Origin of the sequence: Natronospira proteinivora (genome assembly GCF_024170465.1) — a bacterium.
Lineage (GTDB): Bacteria > Pseudomonadota > Gammaproteobacteria > Natronospirales > Natronospiraceae > Natronospira > Natronospira proteinivora.
The window spans coordinates 44616-63263 of sequence record NZ_JALJYF010000002.1; the positions used below are offsets into that span (position 1 = coordinate 44616).

The window sequence follows — 18648 nt, forward strand, 5'->3', positions numbered from 1 at the left end:
AAACACCCGTTCGAATGCGGTAGCGGCCGGGTTTTGCTAAACTTCGCGCGGCCGCGACCTGAGGTGGGCCCCGGCGGGACTGGAATTGCGGCCCGCCGGGACGCCGTGAGCGTGGACATATTAATATGTGTACCGGAGCCGGAAAGCTCGACCCCGGTGCGACCATCGTTCCCGTTTCCCAGACCAGTTCCCTGCGAATGGCAGAAACGGGCGGGATTCCGTGGCAGACGGCCCGCTCCGTGTTCTTTTCACGGATAGCCGAAAGCCGCGGACAAAACCGTTACGAGACGGGCGCCCTCGCGGGGACCCATCTCTCAACACGGGAGGAGAAGCCTGTGAAAACCGCAGCCAAGTTCGAGATTCCATTTGTTCAATACCTGGATCCGAAAGGCAAACCGACCCAGGACCTGCCCAAGAGCGCGAGCAAGGATGAGTTGCTCAAGCTCTACAAGATGATGAGCAAGGTCCGGATCTTCGACACCAAGGCCATTGCCCTGCAGCGGACCGGCAAGCTGGGCACCTACGCCTCCAGCCTGGGCCATGAAGCCGCTCACGTGGGGATTGGCACCGCCATGATCGAGGAAGACGCCTTCTGCCCCATGTACCGGGAGTACGGGGCCCAGTTCGTGCGGGGCGTGAAAATGTCCGAAGTCCTGCTCTACTGGGGCGGTGACGAGCGCGGTTCCAACTTCTCCGGCCCCAAGCATGATTTCCCCTGGTGTGTGCCCATTGCCACCCAGTACCTGCATGCGGCCGGCTCGGCCATGGCATTCAAGTATCGGGGCGAGAAGCGAGCTGCGGTTACCGTGATCGGTGATGGCGGGACCTCCGAGGGCGACTTCTACGAAGCCCTCAACGCCGCCGGCGCCTGGAAACTGCCCTTCGTGGGCGTGACCGTGAACAACAAGTGGGCCATATCCGTGCCCCTGTCCAAGCAGACCGCCTGCGAAACCCTGGCCCAGAAAGGGATCGCCGGCGGCATGGACGTGGTTCAGGTGGACGGCAATGACATCATCGCCGTGCGCGAAGTAATGGAACAGGCCCTGAAAAAGGCCCGTAACGGTGAAGGCCCCACCTTTGTGGAAATGCTGACCTATCGCCTGCACGACCACACCACCGCGGACGATGCCCGTCGCTACCGCCCGGATGAAGAAGTGGAAGCCGAGCGGGAGAAAGAACCGCTGATCCGCCTGCGCCAGTACATCAACGATCAGGGCTGGTGGGACGAAGACCAGGAGAAGGCCCTGGTGGAAGAACTCAAGGCCGAGGTGGATGCCGCGGTGGAGGAATATCAGTCCATCGAGCCGCCCGGCGTGGAAGACATGTTCGATTATCACTACGAAGAGATTACCGACCCGCTGGCCGAACAGCGGGAAGTCGCCATCAAGGAGGCCCGTCGCAATGCCTAAGGTCACACTCATCGATGCCGTGAACATGGCCATGGCCCACGAGCTGGAGCATGACGACAGCGTGCTGGTCTATGGCGAGGACGTGGGCGTCAACGGCGGGGTCTTTAGGGCCACGGCCGGGCTTCAGGAGAAATTCGGCGAGAACAGGGTCATGGACACGCCCCTGGCCGAATCCATGATCGCAGGCATGGGCGTGGGCATGGCGGCCCAAGGCCTGAAACCGGTGGGCGAGATCCAGTTCTCCGGTTTCATCTACCCGGCCTTTGACCAGATCATCTCCCACGCTGCCCGCCTGCGTAACCGGACCCGGGGCCGTCTGACCTGCCCACTGGTGATCCGCGCGCCCTTCGGTGGCGGCATCCATGCCCCCGAGCACCACTCGGAGAGCACCGAAGCCCTGTTTGCGCATATTCCCGGCCTGCGCACGGTCATCCCCTCCTCGCCCCAGCGGGCCTATGGTCTGTTGCTGGCGGCCATCCGCTGTCCGGACCCGGTGATGTTCTTCGAGCCCAACCGTCTGTACCGGATGGTCAAGCAGGAAGTGGAAGACAACGGCGAAGCACTGCCCTTGGACGTTTGCTTTGTGCTCAAGGAAGGCACGGACGTGACTCTGATCTCCTGGGCACCGGCCATGCACGAGACCCTGCAAGCCGCCAAGCAGCTGGAAGAAGAAGGCATCAGCTGCGAAGTGATCGATGTGGCCACCATCAGCCCACTGGATATGGAAACCATCCTGGAGTCGGTGGAAAAGACCGGCCGCGCGGTGATCGTCCATGAGGCAGCGCGCAATGTGGGCGTGGGTGCCGAGATCGCGGCCAATCTGGCCGAGAAAGGCATCTACGATCTCAAGGCCCCGGTTGAGCGGGTAACGGGTTACGACGTGACCATGCCGCTGTTCAAGCTGGAAAAGCAGTACCTGCCGTCGGTCGCCCGTATCAAGGACGCCGTTCAGCGGACTCTGGAGGAATAAGGCATGAAGACTTTCAATCTCCCCGACCTGGGCGAAGGCCTGCAGGACGCCGAGATCGTCGAATGGAAGGTCGCCGAAGGCGATACGGTTGCCGTGGATGATCCGCTTGTGGCGGTGGAAACCGCCAAGGCGGTGGTGGATGTGCCCTCCCCCGAGAGCGGCACCATTACCCGCCTGCACGCCAAAAACGGCGATGTGGTGGAAGTCGGCAAGCCGCTGGTGGACTTCGATGGTGAGCCGGCCGGTGACAAGGAGCAGCCGGACGATAGCGCTGATCAAGCCGACAAGCCGGCTGAAAAGAGTGAAAAGAAAGCCAAGGCCGCCCCGGCCGGTAGCGGCGTGGTCTTCAATCTGCCCGATCTGGGTGAAGGCCTGCAGGACGCCGAGATCGTCGAATGGAAGGTGGCCGAAGGCGATGAAGTGAAGGTGGATGATCCCTTGGTGGCGGTGGAAACCGCCAAAGCCGTGGTGGATGTCCCCTCCCCCGAGAACGGCACCATCGGCAAGCTGCACGCCAACAATGGCGATGTGGTGGAAGTGGGCAAGCCGCTGGTCACCTTCGGCAGCGCGGAAGGCGGCGGCGCCAAAGAAGAGCCGGCGGATGAGCCGGAAGCAGAGCGGGAAGATGCCGGCAGCGTGGTAGGCAAGATGACCACCTCCGACGAAGAGCTCACCGAAACCGCCATCGTGCGCAAGAAGCGCAAGAAAGGGGGCGGCACCGGCAAGGTAAAGGCCCTGCCGGCAGTGCGCCGACTGGCCAAGGAGCTGGATGTGGACTTGGCCCGGGTCACCCCCACCGGCAACAAGGGCCAGGTCACCGCCAGCGATGTGGAAAAGGCGGCGGCCTCCGGCCCCAGCCGGCCCCAGGCCGCCTCGGCCGGTTCCGCCGGCATGGGTTTCGCCGGCGGCATGGAAACTCCCATGGCCCCGCCCCGGGACGATGTGGACTATGGCGTACCCCAACCCCTGCGCGGGCCGCGTCGCGCCATGCATCAAAGCATGTCCGCCTCCCGGGACCAGGTGGCAGCCTGCACCCTGTTTGACGATGCCGACATCCACTACTGGCAGCCCGGGCAGGACATCACCGGCCGTATCATCCGGGCCCTGGTGGCCGGCGTGCGTGCCGAACCCGGCATGAATGCCTGGTATGACGGTGAAAAGCGTGAGCGCATCCTGCATGAACACGTGGATGTGGCCATGGCGGTGGACACCCCGGACGGACTGATCGTGCCGGTACTGCGCCAGGTGGATCAGGCCGATGCGGCCGGGCTGCGCGACAAGCTCAATGCCGTCAAGCAGGCCACCCGGGACCGCAGCGTGGCCCCGGAAGACATGAAGGATCCGACCATTACCCTGTCCAACTTCGGGATGATGGCCGGCCGCTACGCCACGCCGGTGGTGGTACCGCCCCAGGTGGCCATTCTCGGCACCGGCGGCATCCGTCACGATGTGGTGGCGGTCATGGGCGGCATGGAATGCCACAAGCGCATTCCCCTGTCGGTCACCTTCGACCACCGTTGCCTGACCGGCGGCGAGGCCTGCCGCTTCCTCAAGGCGGTAATTGACGATCTTCAGAAACCCTTCTGACGATCCAGCCTGGTTCCGATGGTGAAAACAGCGGCGGTCCCGGTATTCCGGGACCGCCGTTTTCTTTTCCGCAGCGGCATTCAAGACAGATTATATAGGTCCCTGACCACGCCCAGCTCCGATAAGCAGCCGCCCCTCAGACCTGCGGATTGATATTTGTTTAAATTCCGCAAAAAACCCGTTTCTGCCCATACATTAAGCGCGCCAAACCCGTTAGAATCGGGAATTATCGGCTTACCCCCATTTCAGCGTCGGCAGCTCGCCCGATGGCTTGCTGCACAGGCCGATAGTTCGCCCCTCAAGCTCACCAAATTGTCCTTGCAAGGAACCGTCCATGGCGGCAAAGAAGACTACGACCAAACGCACTCGCATCAATCAGATTCTCACCGAAGCCGAGAAACAGCTGGGTGAGCGTTACTCGGAGCAACACGAGCGTTTTATCCGGCATTATTTCAGCGCCGTTGCCCGGGAAGATCTGGCCGATCGCAAACCCGCCAATCTGGCGGGGGCGGCATTGGCCCACTGGCGGGCCGGACGCAACCGCAAGCCCGGTGAACCCCAGCTACGGGTCTACAATCCCACCCCCTCACGGGACGGCTGGGATTCCTCGCATACCGTGGTGGAACTGATTACCGATGATATGCCCTTTCTGGTGGACTCCCTGTCCATGGCGCTTAACCGCAAGGGCTTCACTATTCACCTGACCATGCATCCACTGCTGCAGGTGGACCGCACGCCCAAGGGCCGCTTGCGACAGGCAGATGAACCCTCAACCGAGGTGGGGGACAAGACCTCCATCGAATCCTGGCAGCAGATCGAGATCGACCGGGAGACCGATGAAGGTCGACTGGAGGACCTGAAGGACGAGCTGCTCAGTGTCTTGCGGGATGTTCGCCTGTCCGTGGAAGACTGGTCTCACATGCGGCAGAAGGCCAACGAGATCCGGGTTGAGCTGGAAACCCGCCCCCCCCAGACCAGCAGCGATATTCGCGAAATCATCAGCTTTCTGGAATGGATGGAATCCAACCATTTCACCTTCCTGGGGTACCGGGAATACAAGCTCACGGACAAGAACGGCCAGGCGGCACTGGTTTCCCAGGACAAGACCGGCCTGGGCATTCTGCGCGAACCCTCCCGGGAAAACCGCACCCGTCTGCTCCCGGACGCTGTGGGTGAAAAGGCCCGTGACTCGGAACTGTTGGTGATCACCAAGGCCAATTCCTTCGCTACAGTCCATCGCCCCAGTTACCTGGATTATGTGGGGATCAAGACCTTCGACAAAGAAGGCAATGTCATCGGTGAGAAACGCTTTTTGGGCCTGTTCACCTCATCCGCCTACAGCCGTAGCCCCCGGGACATCCCCATTCTGAGAAAGAAGGTTGACTCGGTCATCAAGCGCGCCAAATTGCCGGCCTCCAGCCATGCCGGCAAGGCCCTATTACACATTCTGGAAACCTATCCCCGGGATGAACTGTTCCAGAGCACCGTGGATGAATTGCTGGATATCTCCACCGGGATCGTCCAACTTCAGGAGCGCCAACGGGTCAAGCTCTTCATCCGACGGGACGCATTTGGTCGTTTCTATTCCTGCTTGGTTTATGTGCCCCGGGAACGCTACAACACCCAGGTCCGGGAGAACATCCAGGCGATTCTCAAAGACGAGCTCAATGGCCTGAGCACGGAATCCACGGTGGAGATCGATGAATCCATCCTGGCCCGGGCTCACATCATCGTTCGCACCCAGCCCTGGACGGCGCCGGAATTCAGCATTAATGAAATTGAGCGCCGAATCGAGGATGTGGTCCGGTCCTGGCAGGACCATCTACGCGACATATTGATCAAACGGGCCGGAGAAGAAGATGGCATCAAGCTGCATCACCGCTATGCCAATTGCTTCCCCGCGGCTTACCGGGAGGATGTGAAGCCCTCCGCCGCTGCTTTTGATGTGGTGAAGATGGACAAGCTCACCGATGACCAGAGCATTCGGATGAGCCTTTACCGGCCTGCCAGCCATCTCAAGAATCTGCTCCGTTTCAAGATTTTCCGTCGCGAGCAACCCATTCCCATTTCCGATATTCTGCCCATGCTGGAAAACATGGGCATGAAGGTGATCGCCGAACGCCCCTATGAGGTGGAAATGGGGGATCTGTCCATTGTCTGGATCCAGGATGTGGAAATGATCCATGCTGGGGGCAGCGAATTCGAGTTGGAAGATGTCCGGGATATTTTCCAGCAAGCCTTCGAAAGCGTCTGGACCGGGGCCACCGAGAACGATGGTTTCAACCGTCTGGTTCTGGCGGCCCAGTTGCAATGGCGGGAAGTGGCGATTCTGCGGGCCTACTGCAAGTATCTGAGCCAGACCGGCCTGCCATTCAGCCAGAGCTACATGGAAGACACCCTGGTGGAGAACAGCGGCATCAGCCGCCAGCTGGTGCAGCTCTTCCAGACGGCCTTTGATCCCACCCGTGGGGGAGATCGTAGCGGCAGTTGCCGGGAACAGTCAGAAGCCATTACCCAGGCTCTGGACAATGTAGCCAGCCTGGACGCCGATCGTATCCTTCGCGCTTATCTGGGTGTCATTCGCGCCACCCTGAGAACCAATTACTACCAGCCGGGCGCAGACCAGGAGTGGAAGGACTACATCTCCTTCAAGTTCGATCCGGCCAAGGTACCGGAATTGCCCCTGCCCAAGCCGGCCTATGAAATCTTCCTTTATTCACCGCGGGTGGAAGGGGTTCACCTTCGGGGCGGCAAGGTGGCCCGGGGCGGGCTGCGCTGGTCGGACCGCCGGGAAGACTTCCGCACCGAGGTTCTGGGCCTGATGAAAGCCCAGCAGGTGAAAAACACCCTGATTGTGCCCATGGGGGCCAAGGGCGGTTTCGTGGTCAAGCAGCCGCCCGCCAGCGGCGGCCGGGAAGCCATGATGGCCGAAGTGGAGGCCTGCTATAAATCCTTCATTCGCGGGCTGCTGGACATCACCGACAACCTGCAGGATGGCAGCGTGGTCCCGCCGACATCCTGCGTCCGCCATGATGATGATGACCCCTATCTGGTGGTGGCAGCCGACAAGGGCACGGCCACCTTCTCCGACCTGGCCAATGCCGTGGCCGCCGAGTATGACTTCTGGTTGGGGGATGCTTTCGCCTCCGGTGGCTCGGTGGGCTATGACCACAAGAAGATGGGCATTACCGCCAAGGGCGCCTGGGAATCGGTTAAGCGCCATTTCCGGGAAATGGGCATCGACTGCCAGAACCAGGAATTTTCGGTGGTGGGCGTCGGTGACATGGGCGGCGATGTGTTTGGCAACGGCATGCTGCTTTCCCGTCACATCAAGCTCAAGGCCGCCTTCAACCATATGCATATCTTCCTGGACCCGGAACCCGATGCCGAGAAGAGCTTCCAGGAACGGGAACGGCTGTTCCGCCTGCCCCGATCCACCTGGGAGGACTACGACAAGAAGCTGATTTCCAAGGGGGGCGGTATTTTCTCGCGCAGCGCCAAGAGCATCCCCCTGTCGCCGGAAGTCCGGACCATGCTGGATGTGGATGACACTCGCCTCTCCCCCCAGGAGCTGATTCGCGCCATTCTCAAAGCACCGGTGGATCTGCTCTGGAACGGGGGTATCGGCACCTATGTGAAATCCGTGGATGAAAACCACGCCGATGTGGGTGACCGGGCCAATGACGGCGTGCGAATCAACGGCTCAGCACTGCGCTGCCGGGTCGTCGGCGAGGGTGGCAATCTGGGCCTCACCCAGCTGGGTCGAATCGAGTACGCCGGCAAGGGTGGCCGGATCAATACCGACTTCATCGACAACTCCGGTGGGGTGGACTGCTCCGACCGGGAAGTGAACATCAAAATCCTGCTGAGCATGGTCATGGCCGAAAAAGGCCTGACCTCCAAGAAGCGGGACAAGCTGTTCATGGACATGACCGATGAAGTCTCCACCCAGGTACTGCGGGACAACTACCTGCAAACCCAGGCCTTGTCATTCACTGAGGCCCAATCCGCAGCCCGACTGAATGAGCACGCCCATCTAGTCCGTGTGCTTGAACGGCGAGGCGACCTCAACCGGGATCTGGAATACCTGCCGGACGAGGAAGTCATCAAGGAGCGTCGCAAGGCCGGCAAGGGCCTCACACGGCCGGAACTGTCCATCATCCTGGCCTACGCCAAGAATGATGTGTACTCCGCGCTGCTGGCCTCTGACGTGCCGGAAGACGCCCATTTGGCCAGAGAGCTGATCGACTACTTTCCCACCCCGCTGCGGGACAAGTACCAGGACTACATGAAGCAGCACCGCCTGCGCCGGGAGATCATCGCCACCAGCATCACCAACAGCATGATCAACCGCATGGGGCCAAGCTTCTCCCAGCGGATGCGGGACGATACCGGCGCCGACCACCCATCGGTGGCCCGGGCCTATACCATCGCCCGGGAGGCCTACGGGGTTCGCGATCTCTGGGCCGGCATCGAAGCCCTGGACAATCAGATACCGGCCAGTGTCCAAATCTCCATGATGGTCCAGATCGGCCGGCTGCTGCGTAACGCCACTCGTTGGCTGCTGAACCGGCCGGAACGCCGTCTGGATATTGCCGAACGGGTGGATTACTTCGCCCCCGGCATTGCCGAACTGCGGGACAGCCTGATGAAGCTGCTGCCGGAAGGCGAAATCCGGCGTCTGGGGCAAAGCATCCAGCAGTTCACCGACATGGGGGTACCGGAAAAACTGGCCGCCTATGTCATGGCCACCGAGTATCTCTACTCGGGGCTGGACCTGGTGGATGTGGCCCGTCAGCGCAATCTGGATATGCTCACGGTGGCCAAGGTCTACTTCGATATCGGCACCCATCTGCACCTGGACTGGATTCGGGAAGAGATCGAGGCACTGCCGGTGGAAGGCCATTGGCAATCGGTGGCACGAGGGACGCTACGAGAAAACCTGTTCAGCTACCGACGTGACCTGGCGGCCATTGTGCTCGATGCCACGGATGGCGAGGAACTGCCACCCAATGAGCGGGCTGATGCCTGGTGTGCCGAGAATGATGAAAGAGTCAGCCATGCCATGCGCATCATCGCCGACATGCAGAATGTGGGTGGGCTGGACTTCGCCACGGTCTCGGTGGCCTTGCAGGAGATCAAGAAGCTGGCCCAGGTGGAAGAAAACTAGACCACAAGGCCAATATCCCTCCTCAAAAGCCCCCGCCTTGCCGGGGGCTTTTTTTTGGTTCTTCGTTCAAATTGCCCCGGCGCCTTCTATTCCTGAATCAGCTTGAGGCCAATCTTGTCGGGAGTATCCCCGTCCATCTTCCGGATGACCAGCTCCACCGGACCAATTCGAACCCGGTCGCCCACCACCGGCTTGCCGAAACGGGCCTGGAGAAATTCAGCGGCCGTGGTCTCCGCTGAATCATCTGGCAACTCAAACCCGTACATGGTGCCAAGGTCAGCCATGTGCGCACTGCCATTGAGGGTGAATTCCCCGAAGAAGCGCTTGTCGGCCTGCACCTGTGGTGCCCGCCGGGACACGAAGAGTCGATCCAGTACTTCAAGATGCTTGAAAGGTGCCACCAGATAGACTGCATCGTCAGTCTGCAATTTCGACACTTCCCGCGGCGTGAGCAACTCCCCCTCGCGGATAATCAGAATCGTTTTCACACCATTGGGCAGGACAAGCCGTTCGGGGCTTCGACCTTCAACGGAACTGTCGGCATCCACCTGATAACCCACCATTTCGTAATCAGGCTGCCCCGGCAAGTCCAGTTCCATTCTTTGAACCATATGGGTATTGGCCGGGATCTGCACCCCCATCAAACGGGCTGCTGGAACCAGGCTCCAGCCCTGCACAACCAGTGAAATCAGCACCACAAAGAAGGCCACATTAAAGAAGGTCTGGGCCTCGGGAATACCAGCCAACAGGGGAAAAATGGCCAGGATGATCGGCACCGCACCTCGCAAGCCAACCCAACTGATGAATAGCTGTTCGCGAAAATCAAAACGGAAGGGGATCAGACTCACCAGAACCGCCACCGGTCGGGCGATGAACATCAGCACCAGGGCAACTACCAGCGCCTCGGGCCCGACCGGAAGCAACTCACTGGGAGTAACCAGGATGCCCAACATCAGAAACATCACGATCTGGCTGATCCAGGCCATGCCATCATGAAAACGACGAATATTCTGCACCGACTGGACCCGGCTGTTACCGAGCAGCACACCGGCCAGATAGACCGCCAGAAAACCACTGCCCCCGACCATGGCGGCCAGGCCAAAGATCAATAAGCCGGCGGCCAGTGCCATCAAAGGATATAAGCCGACCGTCAATGTCAGGGCATTGATGGTTCGTGAGGCCAGCCAGGCCCCGCCCAGGCCAATAAGCGCCCCCAGCCCCATCTGCTGAACAAATTCCACCGAGACTAGCCAGGTCAGCTGTTTTTCCCCGGATACGATCAACTCCACCATCACCAAGGTCAGGAAGATGGCCATGGGATCGTTGCTGCCGGATTCGATCTCCAGTGTGGCGCCCACCCGTTGCTTCAGCTCCAGCTTGGAGGTATGCAGCAGGGAAAATACCGCGGCGGCATCGGTGGAGCCGACAATGGCCCCCATCAGAAGACCGTATATCCAGTGCAGGTCCAATAGCCAAGCGGCAAACAGACCGGTAATGGTCGCCGTTATCAACACCCCCACACTGGCCAGTGACACCGCCGGTTTCAGGCCCACTCGAAAACTGGAGGTAGAGGTGCGCAAGCCCCCGTCGAAAAGAATCACCGCCAGCGCGAGGCTGCCGATGAGATGGGCTGTCTGGACATCGTCAAAGCGTATACCCAGGCCCTCTTCCCCCAGCAGCATGCCAAGGACAAGAAAGACCAACAGCAGGGGTGCACCCAGGCGGGCGGAAACCACACTGGCCAGAATGCTGACCAGAAAGATAAGGCCGATGAAAAGGATGACCTGATTGGTAAAGTCCATTGCTTTAGCCGCTCCCAGGCCAGTAACCGCGGGAGAAGCCCGATAGCCCGGGCAAGCGCCCCAGGGCTTGGCGTGCAAACCAGCGGCGCAAAGGGGATAAGCGATCCATGGCCCACAAGGCCTTGCTGCGCAAGGCCCCCGCCAGAGGCCAATCAAGCACGAAACCATCCACCAGTGAACGGGTCCAGCGGCCGGTCCAGACGATATCTTTCTGTTGACGCACCGCATGGGCTTCCAGATGGCCCAGGGCACCGGGATCACCGCCCTCACGGGCAACCGCCAGCAACCGTTCGGCCAGGTCCCCCACGCCGCGCAGCGCCAGGTTAAAGCCTTGGCCGGCGACCGGATGCAGGGCCATGGCCGCATTTCCAGCCAACACCGCTCGATCACTTAACAAACCCCGGGCCTGGACCTGGACCAGGGGGTACACTCCGCAATGCCCGATGCGCTCGATAGCCCCGAGGTGTGCGCCAAAGCGTTCTCGCAGCAGGGTTCGCAGGGTGAATTCCTCCATATTCCTGTATTTGGCGGCCTGATCTGTCGGCAAGCTCATCACCAGATTCATGCGATGCTCGCCCCCCTCTCCCCGGGGCAGCGGTAAAAACGCCATCGGCCCGCTACGGGTGAAGCGTTCATAAGCCCAATCCTGGTGCGGCCGCTCCACCGCGACATTGGCCACCAATGCTTGATGGGGAAAACTCAGGGTGGAGGCCGATAGACCCAAGGCATCCCGCAGTCGGGATCGAGCCCCGTCCGCCACTACCAGCAATCGCCCCTGCAAGGAACCCTGTTCGGTCTCCAGGCTTATCCTGTCCACACCCTGATACAGTTTCCCCGTACTGCGTGTTTGGTGGACCTGCACATTGGCACAATCCTGCAAATGAACGGCCAAGGTGTTGCCAATCACCCGATTGGGCACCACATGGCCCAGTGCATCCAGCCCCATATCCTCGGCATGCAGGCGAACTCGCCCAAACCGTCCCTGCTCCGAGACATGGATGTGGCGAATGACACCGGCCGCCTGCAGGATATCCGGCCATAGCCCCAGGACCTGGAAGAACTGCCGGGAGGACCAGGACAGAGCAGTGGCCCGCTCATCAAAACTCGGACTATCTTCTACCGCCAGACCGGCTGGCTCCACCAGGGCAATCCGCCAGCCCGTGGGCGCCAGGGCCAGAGCCAGGCTGGCCCCCACCATGCCACCCCCGGCAATCACCACATCGTATGCGGGATCTTGACTGCTCATGCCACCCGGCTCCGTGCCATCTCATTCTCGATTTCCCGCGGGGTACGCGGAAGTCCCCGGGACAACCAGTCATATCCGTCAGCGGTAATAGCGAGGTCATCCTCGATCCGAATGCCGATATTCCACCAGCGTTCATCCACCCCCGCCAGACCGGCGGGAATATATACACCGGGCTCCACGGTCAGCACCATGCCCGCTTCCAGCTCCCGCCAGTGTCCATCCACTCGATATTCCCCCACATCATGGACATCCATTCCCAGCCAATGTCCCGTGCGATGGCGGAAAAAGGGCCGATAAGCCTGATTCGCCACCAGTTCATCCACCGGGCCGTTAAGAATACCCAGATCCGACAGACCCTGGGTCAGGGTGTGCACCACCATGGCATGGGCATCATTCCAGCCTGCGCCGGGGCGCAATGTGTCAATGGCCGCCTCCTGAGCGGCAAGCACGCATTCGTACAGCGCCTGCTGCTCGCGGCTGAAACGGCCATTCACCGGGAAAGTACGGCTGATATCGGCCGCATAATGATTGTATTCGCAGCCGGCATCAATCAGCAGCAGGGTGCCATCCTGGAGTCGGCTCTGATTGTCGATATAGTGCAATGTGCAAGCATTGCCACCCCCACCGACAATACTGGGATAGGCCGCTTCCAGCCCGTGGCGATGGAATTCATGCAACAACTCCGCCGCCACTTCGTATTCCATCCGTCCGGGTCGGGCAAAATGCATGGCCCGCAAATGGGCCTGGACGGAAATCTCCGCCGCCCGCCTCAGGCAACGCAGCTCCGCCGCCGACTTGTAGCAACGCAGATCCTGGAGCACGTGATCCAGCGCCACCACTTCATGGGCATCATGGCCGCCCTCGCCATGATCCTTGAGGTGACGGACCCAATCCAGCACCCGGCGATCGAAAGCAGGCTCGCGACCCATGGCATAGAAAATCCGCTCCCGCCCCTCAAGCAACCCGGGCAGAATGTCGTCCATGTCACCAATGGGAAAAGCATCATCGGCGCCAAAATCCTGGCAGGCACCATCAGGCGTGATTCTTGCCCCATCCCAGGCTTCCCGGTCCTCATCGGCATCGCGACAAAAGAGGATGTACTCACCGTGGGCCCGGCCCGGAATCAGCACCATCACCGCTTCCGGTTCGGGAAACCCGGTAAGATAGAAGAAATCACTGTCCTGCCGGTAGGGGTGGAAGATATCCCGGCTGCGGCGTTGCTCCGGTGCGGCGGGGAGGATAGCGACCGCATCATCCCCCATGATCCGCATCAACTGTCGCCGTCGACGCTCAAATTCCCGTTTATTCGGCATAGGGAGTCAGCCCTGAATCTGACAATGGATCCAGCATTTCAATGCCGGGTACGATTCGGCGGTGCGGGATCTTTCAAGCGAAGCTCGTCATGGACCAGCTGAGCCGCCACCCGCACATACTCCACGATCTCGGTGAGTGCCGATTCGTCCCCTTCATCACCTTGGCTATCCGGCGCTTCCACCTGAGCCAGACGAGTCATATCGTCCAGCACTTCCTTGACCTGTGGCGGTAGGCCCTCATGGCCACCGGGACGGGCCACGCTGAATCCATAGAGGAAGCCTTGGCACCACTGCCCCAGGGCATGCACCCGCTCCGCCATGGGTGAATCATCACCCGGCAACAGAGGCTCAAAGCTCATGCGCAGATCCGCCAGACTTGCCTGGGTTGTGTCGTAGGCCTGATCAAAGAGAGGGCGGGCATTCGCCGACAATGGCACCGTGCCCTGCTGATCGCCACCCTGAAGGCACAAGGCAAGCCATTGCTGGCGCCAATCCCCTTCTGGCGCGGCCGCCAGCAGGCCCGTCAGGGTGCCATGGCTCTCCGCAGCCTCGGACAGAGCCTCGGCCTGTTTCAGGATACGTGCGAATTCATTGTGACTGGGCAAGGACACGGCATCCCCCTTGGAAAATCGTGGCATCAAGGGAAAGTCTAACATTCCTGGCCCGCACCGGAGGGCAGCCGCCCTGATTCAATATTGATTCCGTGGCCATCTCCGCCTATAGTTTGTTGCATGAATCAGAAAACATCCCGCGACATTCTGGAGCAGGAACTGCAACAGCTCGAATCCCAGGTGGACGAGTTGCTGCAGCTTATTGCCCATTTGCGGGAGGAAAACGAGTCGCTCAAGAATCAGCAAGGCTCGCTGGTGACCGAACGGGCCAGTCTGCTGCAGAAAAACGAGGAAGCGCGAACCCGCGTGGAATCCATGATCACCCGCCTGAAGTCACTGGAACAGGCCTGATCCCCGCCTGAACGACCTGAATGCCCAGCTGGTGTACAATTGCTCCATAATGGGCCGTGATGCTCTACTCACGAACATGCCTCCGCAGAGAGCAAGGGGTTGCATCCATGTCGGAGACCACCCAGGTCAATGTGAGAATCCTGGACAAGGAATATCAGTTCGCCTGCCGCGAGGAAGAAAGGGTTTCCTTGTTGCAGGCGGCCGATTACCTGGATCGAATGATGCGGGAGATTCGGGAAAGCGGGCGCATCGTCGGACTGGACCGCATTGCAGTCATGGCGGCGCTCAATATGGCCAATGAGTTGTTGCACCACCAGAACTCCGAACAGGCCGTCACGGAGTCCAGTCTGGCCCGGATTCGCCGCCTTCAGGGCAAGCTCGGCGCAGGCCTGGGGAACAACGCCGATTCTTCATCCGGTGCTTCCGGAGACTAGCGGCCCGCGACCCACGTGCCGCTGGATGTACCCACCGCCTAATTATCCGTCGATATCCTTTGAATCCGGCCGATTTAGTCACCATAATGGGGGCGTGGATGGCGAAAACGTCATCTCAAAAGGCAGGCATCTCCTGCGGAGTTCGATGTGGGCCTGGTAACCCCTCGAGCCTTAAGCAATACCCAAGGGCTGCACCTGCCGTGTCAGTGAGCATGTCCGCCATGGAGCGGAAAGCCTAAGACAGGGCGGAAGGCCCCACTTGAACCGTTGGTTCAAGGGCGATGGCCGGCAACGGCTCAGGCGGGAGATGCCCTTTTATACGCGTGGAGCGGCGCAAATTTTTCACTGGCCGCTCCTGACACCGGGAAGGTGGGCATGGCTTCAGTGGCGGCTCTGAGGCGCGAGCTAAAAAGACAGCGAAAGCAACTTCCCGCCGCGCAACGCCGTGACATGAGCCGGCAACTCTGCCGCCATATCCTGAACTCCCATGCCTTTCGCAATGCCGGGCGCTTCGCTGCGTATCTGCCCTTTGGTGGGGAACCCGACTTACTTCCCCTTATTGGGATAGCCGCCCAACAAGGTAAGTGCTGCTACCTGCCCCGAATTGATAGCCGCACCGGCCGCCTGGCCTTCCACCGATGGCAGCCGGGCAACATGCTGGTCAATAACCGTTTCGGCATTCCCGAACCCAGCCAGCAAAGCCCCCATACCGCTCTTTTCGCCCTGGATCTGATCCTCACGCCCCTGCTTGCCTTTGACCCACGCGGCAATCGCCTGGGCATGGGGGCTGGGTTTTATGACCGGAGTTTCGCTTTCCGACGCCACCGCGACTGCTGGCACCAGCCAAAACTGGTGGGCACGGCATGGGCTTTTCAAGAACAGTCCAACCTGGATGCCCAACCCTGGGACGTTCCCCTGGACGCGGTGGTATCGGAGCTCGGCTGGCGTTGCTTCTGATATTGAACCACCCAAACCCATTCATCCATACAGGAGCATTTGAATGCAGTACTGGCTGATGAAATCCGAACCCGATGAATTTGGCATCGATGACCTGAAAAAATGTCCGCGCCAAACCGCCCACTGGGACGGCTGCCGGAATTACCAGGTCCGGAATATGATGCGGGACCAGATGAAGGTCGGTGATCTGGCGCTCTTTTACCACTCAAACACCAAGCCGCCGGGCGTAGCCGGCATCATGGAAATCGTCAAGGAAGGCTATCCAGACCACACCGCCTTTGACCCGGAAGATTCCCACTACGACCCCAAAAGTGATCCGGACAAACCCCGTTGGTTCATGGTGAATGTGAAGTTTGTGGAAAAATTTCCCCGTTATATCCCACTGGCAGAGCTTAAACAGCAGTCCCAACTGTCCGATATGAAGATTCTGCAACGGGGAAACCGCCTTTCCATTACGCCCGTCAGCAAGAAGGAATGGGACCACATCGTTAAGATGGGACGCGAGTAGTAACGGTTATGCAAGCACGTGTTTGCATTCAGCGGGTTTTGCCTGTAACAATCTCAATGAACGGATTCCTGGAAATCTGTCAAGTCTCGTATATACTCAGTGGCGAGATTCTTCTCTCGGAGGTAAAACATGGCAACTCGAAAGACGTCGACTCGCAAGAAGACCACGCGAAAGAAACGCACGGCAACTCGCCGTAAGAAGACCACCACCCGGGCGACTACCCGGAAGAAGGCAACTCGTCGCAAGGCGACCAAGAAAAAGGCTGTAAGGAAGAAAGCCACCAAGAAGAAGGCTTCCAAGAAGAAGGCTTCCAAGAAGAAGGCTTCCAAGAAGAAGGCCTCCAAGAAGAAGGCTTCCAAGAAGAAGGCCTCCAAGAAGAAGGCTTCCAAGAAGAAGGCCTCCAAGAAGAAGGCCTCCAAGAAGAAGGCCTCCAAGAAGAAGGCCTCCAAGAAGAAGGCTTCCAAGAAGAAGGCTTCCAAGAAGAAGGCTTCCAAGAAGAAGGCCTCCAAGAAGAAGGCCTCCAAGAAGAAGGCTTCCAAGAAGAAGGCCTCCAAGAAGAAGGCCTCCAAGAAGAAGGCCTCCAAGAAGAAGGCTTCCAAGAAGAAGGCTTCCAAGAAGAAGGCCTCCAAGAAGAAGGCTTCCAAGAAGAAGGCTTCCAAGAAGAAGACCGGCGCTCGCCCCAGCCAGCGACGTCTGGCGGTCCGCCGAGGCCGGCGGGGAACCTGATACGGGACTCCGCATACATAATGGCCGCCTTCGGGCGGCCATTTTTTTAGGCGGCCCCACCAAGGGCCCACCAGACCACTGTGCCTTCCCCTGTGCCAGCTCACACCGTTATACTCTGGCAAGCCTCAATACCCCATCTGCCAGGAGTACCCAATGAGTTCAGATACCGGCAAGCGCAACGCCGCCCGAGAAGCCTTAAAGTTTGTGGAAGAAGGGTCGATATTGGGCGTTGGCACCGGATCCACGGTCAATCACTTCATCGACATGCTGGCCAGCGAAGGTCCAAGCATAAGGGGGGCGGTATCCAGTTCGGACGCCAGCACGGACAGGATGCGGAAACTGGGTATTGAGATCCTGGATCTCAACAGTACCGGTGATCTGGACTTGTATGTGGATGGGGCGGACGAAAGCAATCGCCTGCTACAGCTGATCAAGGGGGGCGGTGGCGCCCTGACCCGGGAAAAGATCGTGGCCGGGGCTTCCAAGCGTTTCATTTGCATCGCCGATCACAGCAAGCTCGTGCGCGCTCTGGGGGAGTTTCCATTACCCGTCGAAGTTATTCCCATGGCCCGCAGTTTTGTCGCCCGCCAGCTCAAGGGGCTGGGCGGTGTGCCCCACTGGCGGGAAGGTGTCACCACGGATAACGGAAATCAAATCATCGATGTGGCCGGACTGACCATTTCTGAGCCCATTAAGCTGGAAGATCGCATCAATGCCATTCCCGGGGTGGTCACGGTGGGCCTGTTTGCTCGCCGGGGCGCGGATGTTCTGCTGCTGGGGGATGAAAACGGCGTCGAACGCCTGGATCGGCGGTGAACCTTTCTGAATAGGCCTCACGCCAATTCCTGCAGTGGGAGCGGCATTCTTGCCGCGATGAATTCGTCCTGCCAAGCTCTGTCGCGGCAGGAATGCCGCTCCCACAGCAAGAAAGCAATCTAAGAAACCCTCCGTGATCTCCGTGTTAATCCCAAATACTCATCAGGCACGCCCAGCCATAAAAAAACCCCGCCTGTTCGGCGGGGTTTTTTTATGGCTGGGGGACCAGGATTCGAACCTGGATTGACGGAGTCAGAGTCCGCTGTCCTACCGTTAGACGATCCCCCAATAATGCCGGGTCGCGTTGGCGGATTACCCGTGAGGAATCCGATCTTTTCCCAGAAATTAACGCTTGGAAAACTGGGGAGCGCGACGGGCCTTGCGGAGACCGATCTTCTTCCGTTCCACCTGACGGGGATCACGAGTGACCCAGCCGGCTTGGCGAAGCGGCGAACGCAGGCCTTCATCGTAATCCATCAGCGCCCGGCTGAGACCGTGACGGATGGCGCCAGCCTGGCCGGTGCTACCACCGCCAGCGACGGTGACCATCAGGTCAAAATTCTTTTCCATCTCCAGCTTTTCCAGCGGCTGACGGACGATCATCTGAGCCGTCTTGCGCCCAAAATACTCATCCAGCGGTTTACCGTTAATCACGATATTGCCGCTACCCGGACGCAGGAAAACGCGGGCGGTGGAGGTCTTGCGTCGGCCGGTGCCGTAATACTGTTCCTGTGCCATGATTTCTCGC

At 59.8% G+C, this 18648-nt stretch carries 15 protein-coding genes, 1 tRNA gene and 1 other RNA gene; 11 read left to right on the plus strand and 6 right to left on the minus strand.

What is annotated here, in order from left to right; all coding sequences use genetic code 11:
* The first annotated feature begins 335 nt into the window (after positions 1-335).
* The 4 genes from pdhA (at position 336) to J2T60_RS07545 (ending at position 9136) form a co-directional block, all read left to right on the plus strand.
* Positions 336-1409: a pyruvate dehydrogenase (acetyl-transferring) E1 component subunit alpha gene (gene pdhA / locus J2T60_RS07530; RefSeq protein ID WP_253447833.1), complete on the plus strand. Its 1074-nt coding sequence runs from the start codon at positions 336-338 to the stop codon at positions 1407-1409.
* Positions 1402-2379 (plus strand): alpha-ketoacid dehydrogenase subunit beta, encoded by a 978-nt coding sequence (locus J2T60_RS07535; RefSeq protein ID WP_253447835.1) that lies wholly within the window; start codon positions 1402-1404, stop codon positions 2377-2379. The genes pdhA and J2T60_RS07535 overlap by 8 nt, the downstream gene beginning before the upstream one ends.
* A 3-nt stretch (positions 2380-2382) precedes the next feature.
* Entirely contained in the window at positions 2383-3966 is a 1584-nt protein-coding gene (locus J2T60_RS07540; protein ID WP_253447838.1) for a dihydrolipoyl dehydrogenase family protein, read from the plus strand.
* Positions 3967-4300: 334 nt separating this feature from the next.
* On the plus strand, positions 4301-9136 hold the full coding sequence (locus J2T60_RS07545; RefSeq protein ID WP_253447841.1) for an NAD-glutamate dehydrogenase: 4836 nt from the start codon (positions 4301-4303) through the stop codon (positions 9134-9136).
* 86 nt (positions 9137-9222) lie between these two features.
* On the opposite strand, the gene J2T60_RS07550 is transcribed toward J2T60_RS07545, so the two are convergent.
* Genes J2T60_RS07550 through J2T60_RS07565 form a run of 4 tightly spaced genes read right to left on the minus strand, consistent with a single transcriptional unit; the run spans position 9223 to position 14135 of the window.
* Complete coding sequence (locus J2T60_RS07550) at positions 9223-10938, minus strand: potassium/proton antiporter (protein ID WP_253447844.1); 1716 nt, start codon at positions 10936-10938, stop codon at positions 9223-9225.
* A 4-nt stretch (positions 10939-10942) separates the two neighbouring features.
* On the minus strand, positions 10943-12184 hold the full coding sequence (locus J2T60_RS07555) for an FAD-dependent monooxygenase (RefSeq protein ID WP_253447847.1): 1242 nt from the start codon (positions 12182-12184) through the stop codon (positions 10943-10945).
* Entirely contained in the window at positions 12181-13497 is a 1317-nt protein-coding gene (locus J2T60_RS07560; RefSeq protein ID WP_253447851.1) for an aminopeptidase P N-terminal domain-containing protein, read from the minus strand. Before J2T60_RS07560 ends, J2T60_RS07555 begins: the two co-directional genes overlap by 4 nt.
* A 38-nt stretch (positions 13498-13535) precedes the next feature.
* The gene (locus tag J2T60_RS07565) at positions 13536-14135 is read right to left on the minus strand and encodes a UPF0149 family protein (protein ID WP_253450788.1); all 600 of its coding nucleotides are present in this window, start codon (positions 14133-14135) and stop codon (positions 13536-13538) included.
* 93 nt (positions 14136-14228) lie between these two features.
* Between J2T60_RS07565 and J2T60_RS07570 the strand changes: the two genes are divergently transcribed.
* From J2T60_RS07570 to rpiA, 7 genes are all read left to right on the plus strand, one after another.
* Positions 14229-14459 carry a TIGR02449 family protein gene (locus J2T60_RS07570; RefSeq protein WP_253447854.1) on the plus strand — a complete coding sequence of 77 codons (231 nt, stop codon included), beginning with the start codon at positions 14229-14231 and terminating at the stop codon, positions 14457-14459.
* A 107-nt stretch (positions 14460-14566) separates the two neighbouring features.
* Positions 14567-14893: a cell division protein ZapA gene (locus tag J2T60_RS07575; protein ID WP_253447857.1), complete on the plus strand. Its 327-nt coding sequence runs from the start codon at positions 14567-14569 to the stop codon at positions 14891-14893.
* A gap of 127 nt (positions 14894-15020) precedes the next feature.
* Positions 15021-15204, plus strand: a non-coding RNA gene (gene ssrS / locus J2T60_RS07580) — 6S RNA.
* Between the two features lie 64 nt (positions 15205-15268).
* The gene (locus J2T60_RS07585; RefSeq protein WP_253447860.1) at positions 15269-15850 is read left to right on the plus strand and encodes a 5-formyltetrahydrofolate cyclo-ligase; all 582 of its coding nucleotides are present in this window, start codon (positions 15269-15271) and stop codon (positions 15848-15850) included.
* Positions 15851-15893: 43 nt separating this feature from the next.
* Complete coding sequence (locus tag J2T60_RS07590) at positions 15894-16358, plus strand: EVE domain-containing protein (RefSeq protein ID WP_253447863.1); 465 nt, start codon at positions 15894-15896, stop codon at positions 16356-16358.
* A 129-nt stretch (positions 16359-16487) separates the two neighbouring features.
* Positions 16488-17084, plus strand: a complete 597-nt coding sequence (locus J2T60_RS07595) for a hypothetical protein (protein ID WP_253447866.1) — start codon at positions 16488-16490, stop codon at positions 17082-17084.
* A gap of 153 nt (positions 17085-17237) precedes the next feature.
* Positions 17238-17900, plus strand: a complete 663-nt coding sequence (rpiA, locus tag J2T60_RS07600) for a ribose-5-phosphate isomerase RpiA (protein ID WP_253447868.1) — start codon at positions 17238-17240, stop codon at positions 17898-17900.
* A gap of 214 nt (positions 17901-18114) precedes the next feature.
* Here rpiA and J2T60_RS07605 read toward each other — a convergent pair.
* Both J2T60_RS07605 and rpsI read right to left on the minus strand, forming a co-directional pair.
* A tRNA-Gln gene (locus J2T60_RS07605) sits at positions 18115-18188 on the minus strand.
* Positions 18189-18245: 57 nt separating this feature from the next.
* Positions 18246-18638 carry a 30S ribosomal protein S9 gene (gene rpsI, locus J2T60_RS07610; RefSeq protein ID WP_253447871.1) on the minus strand — a complete coding sequence of 131 codons (393 nt, stop codon included), beginning with the start codon at positions 18636-18638 and terminating at the stop codon, positions 18246-18248.
* Between the last annotated feature and the right edge of the window lie 10 nt (positions 18639-18648).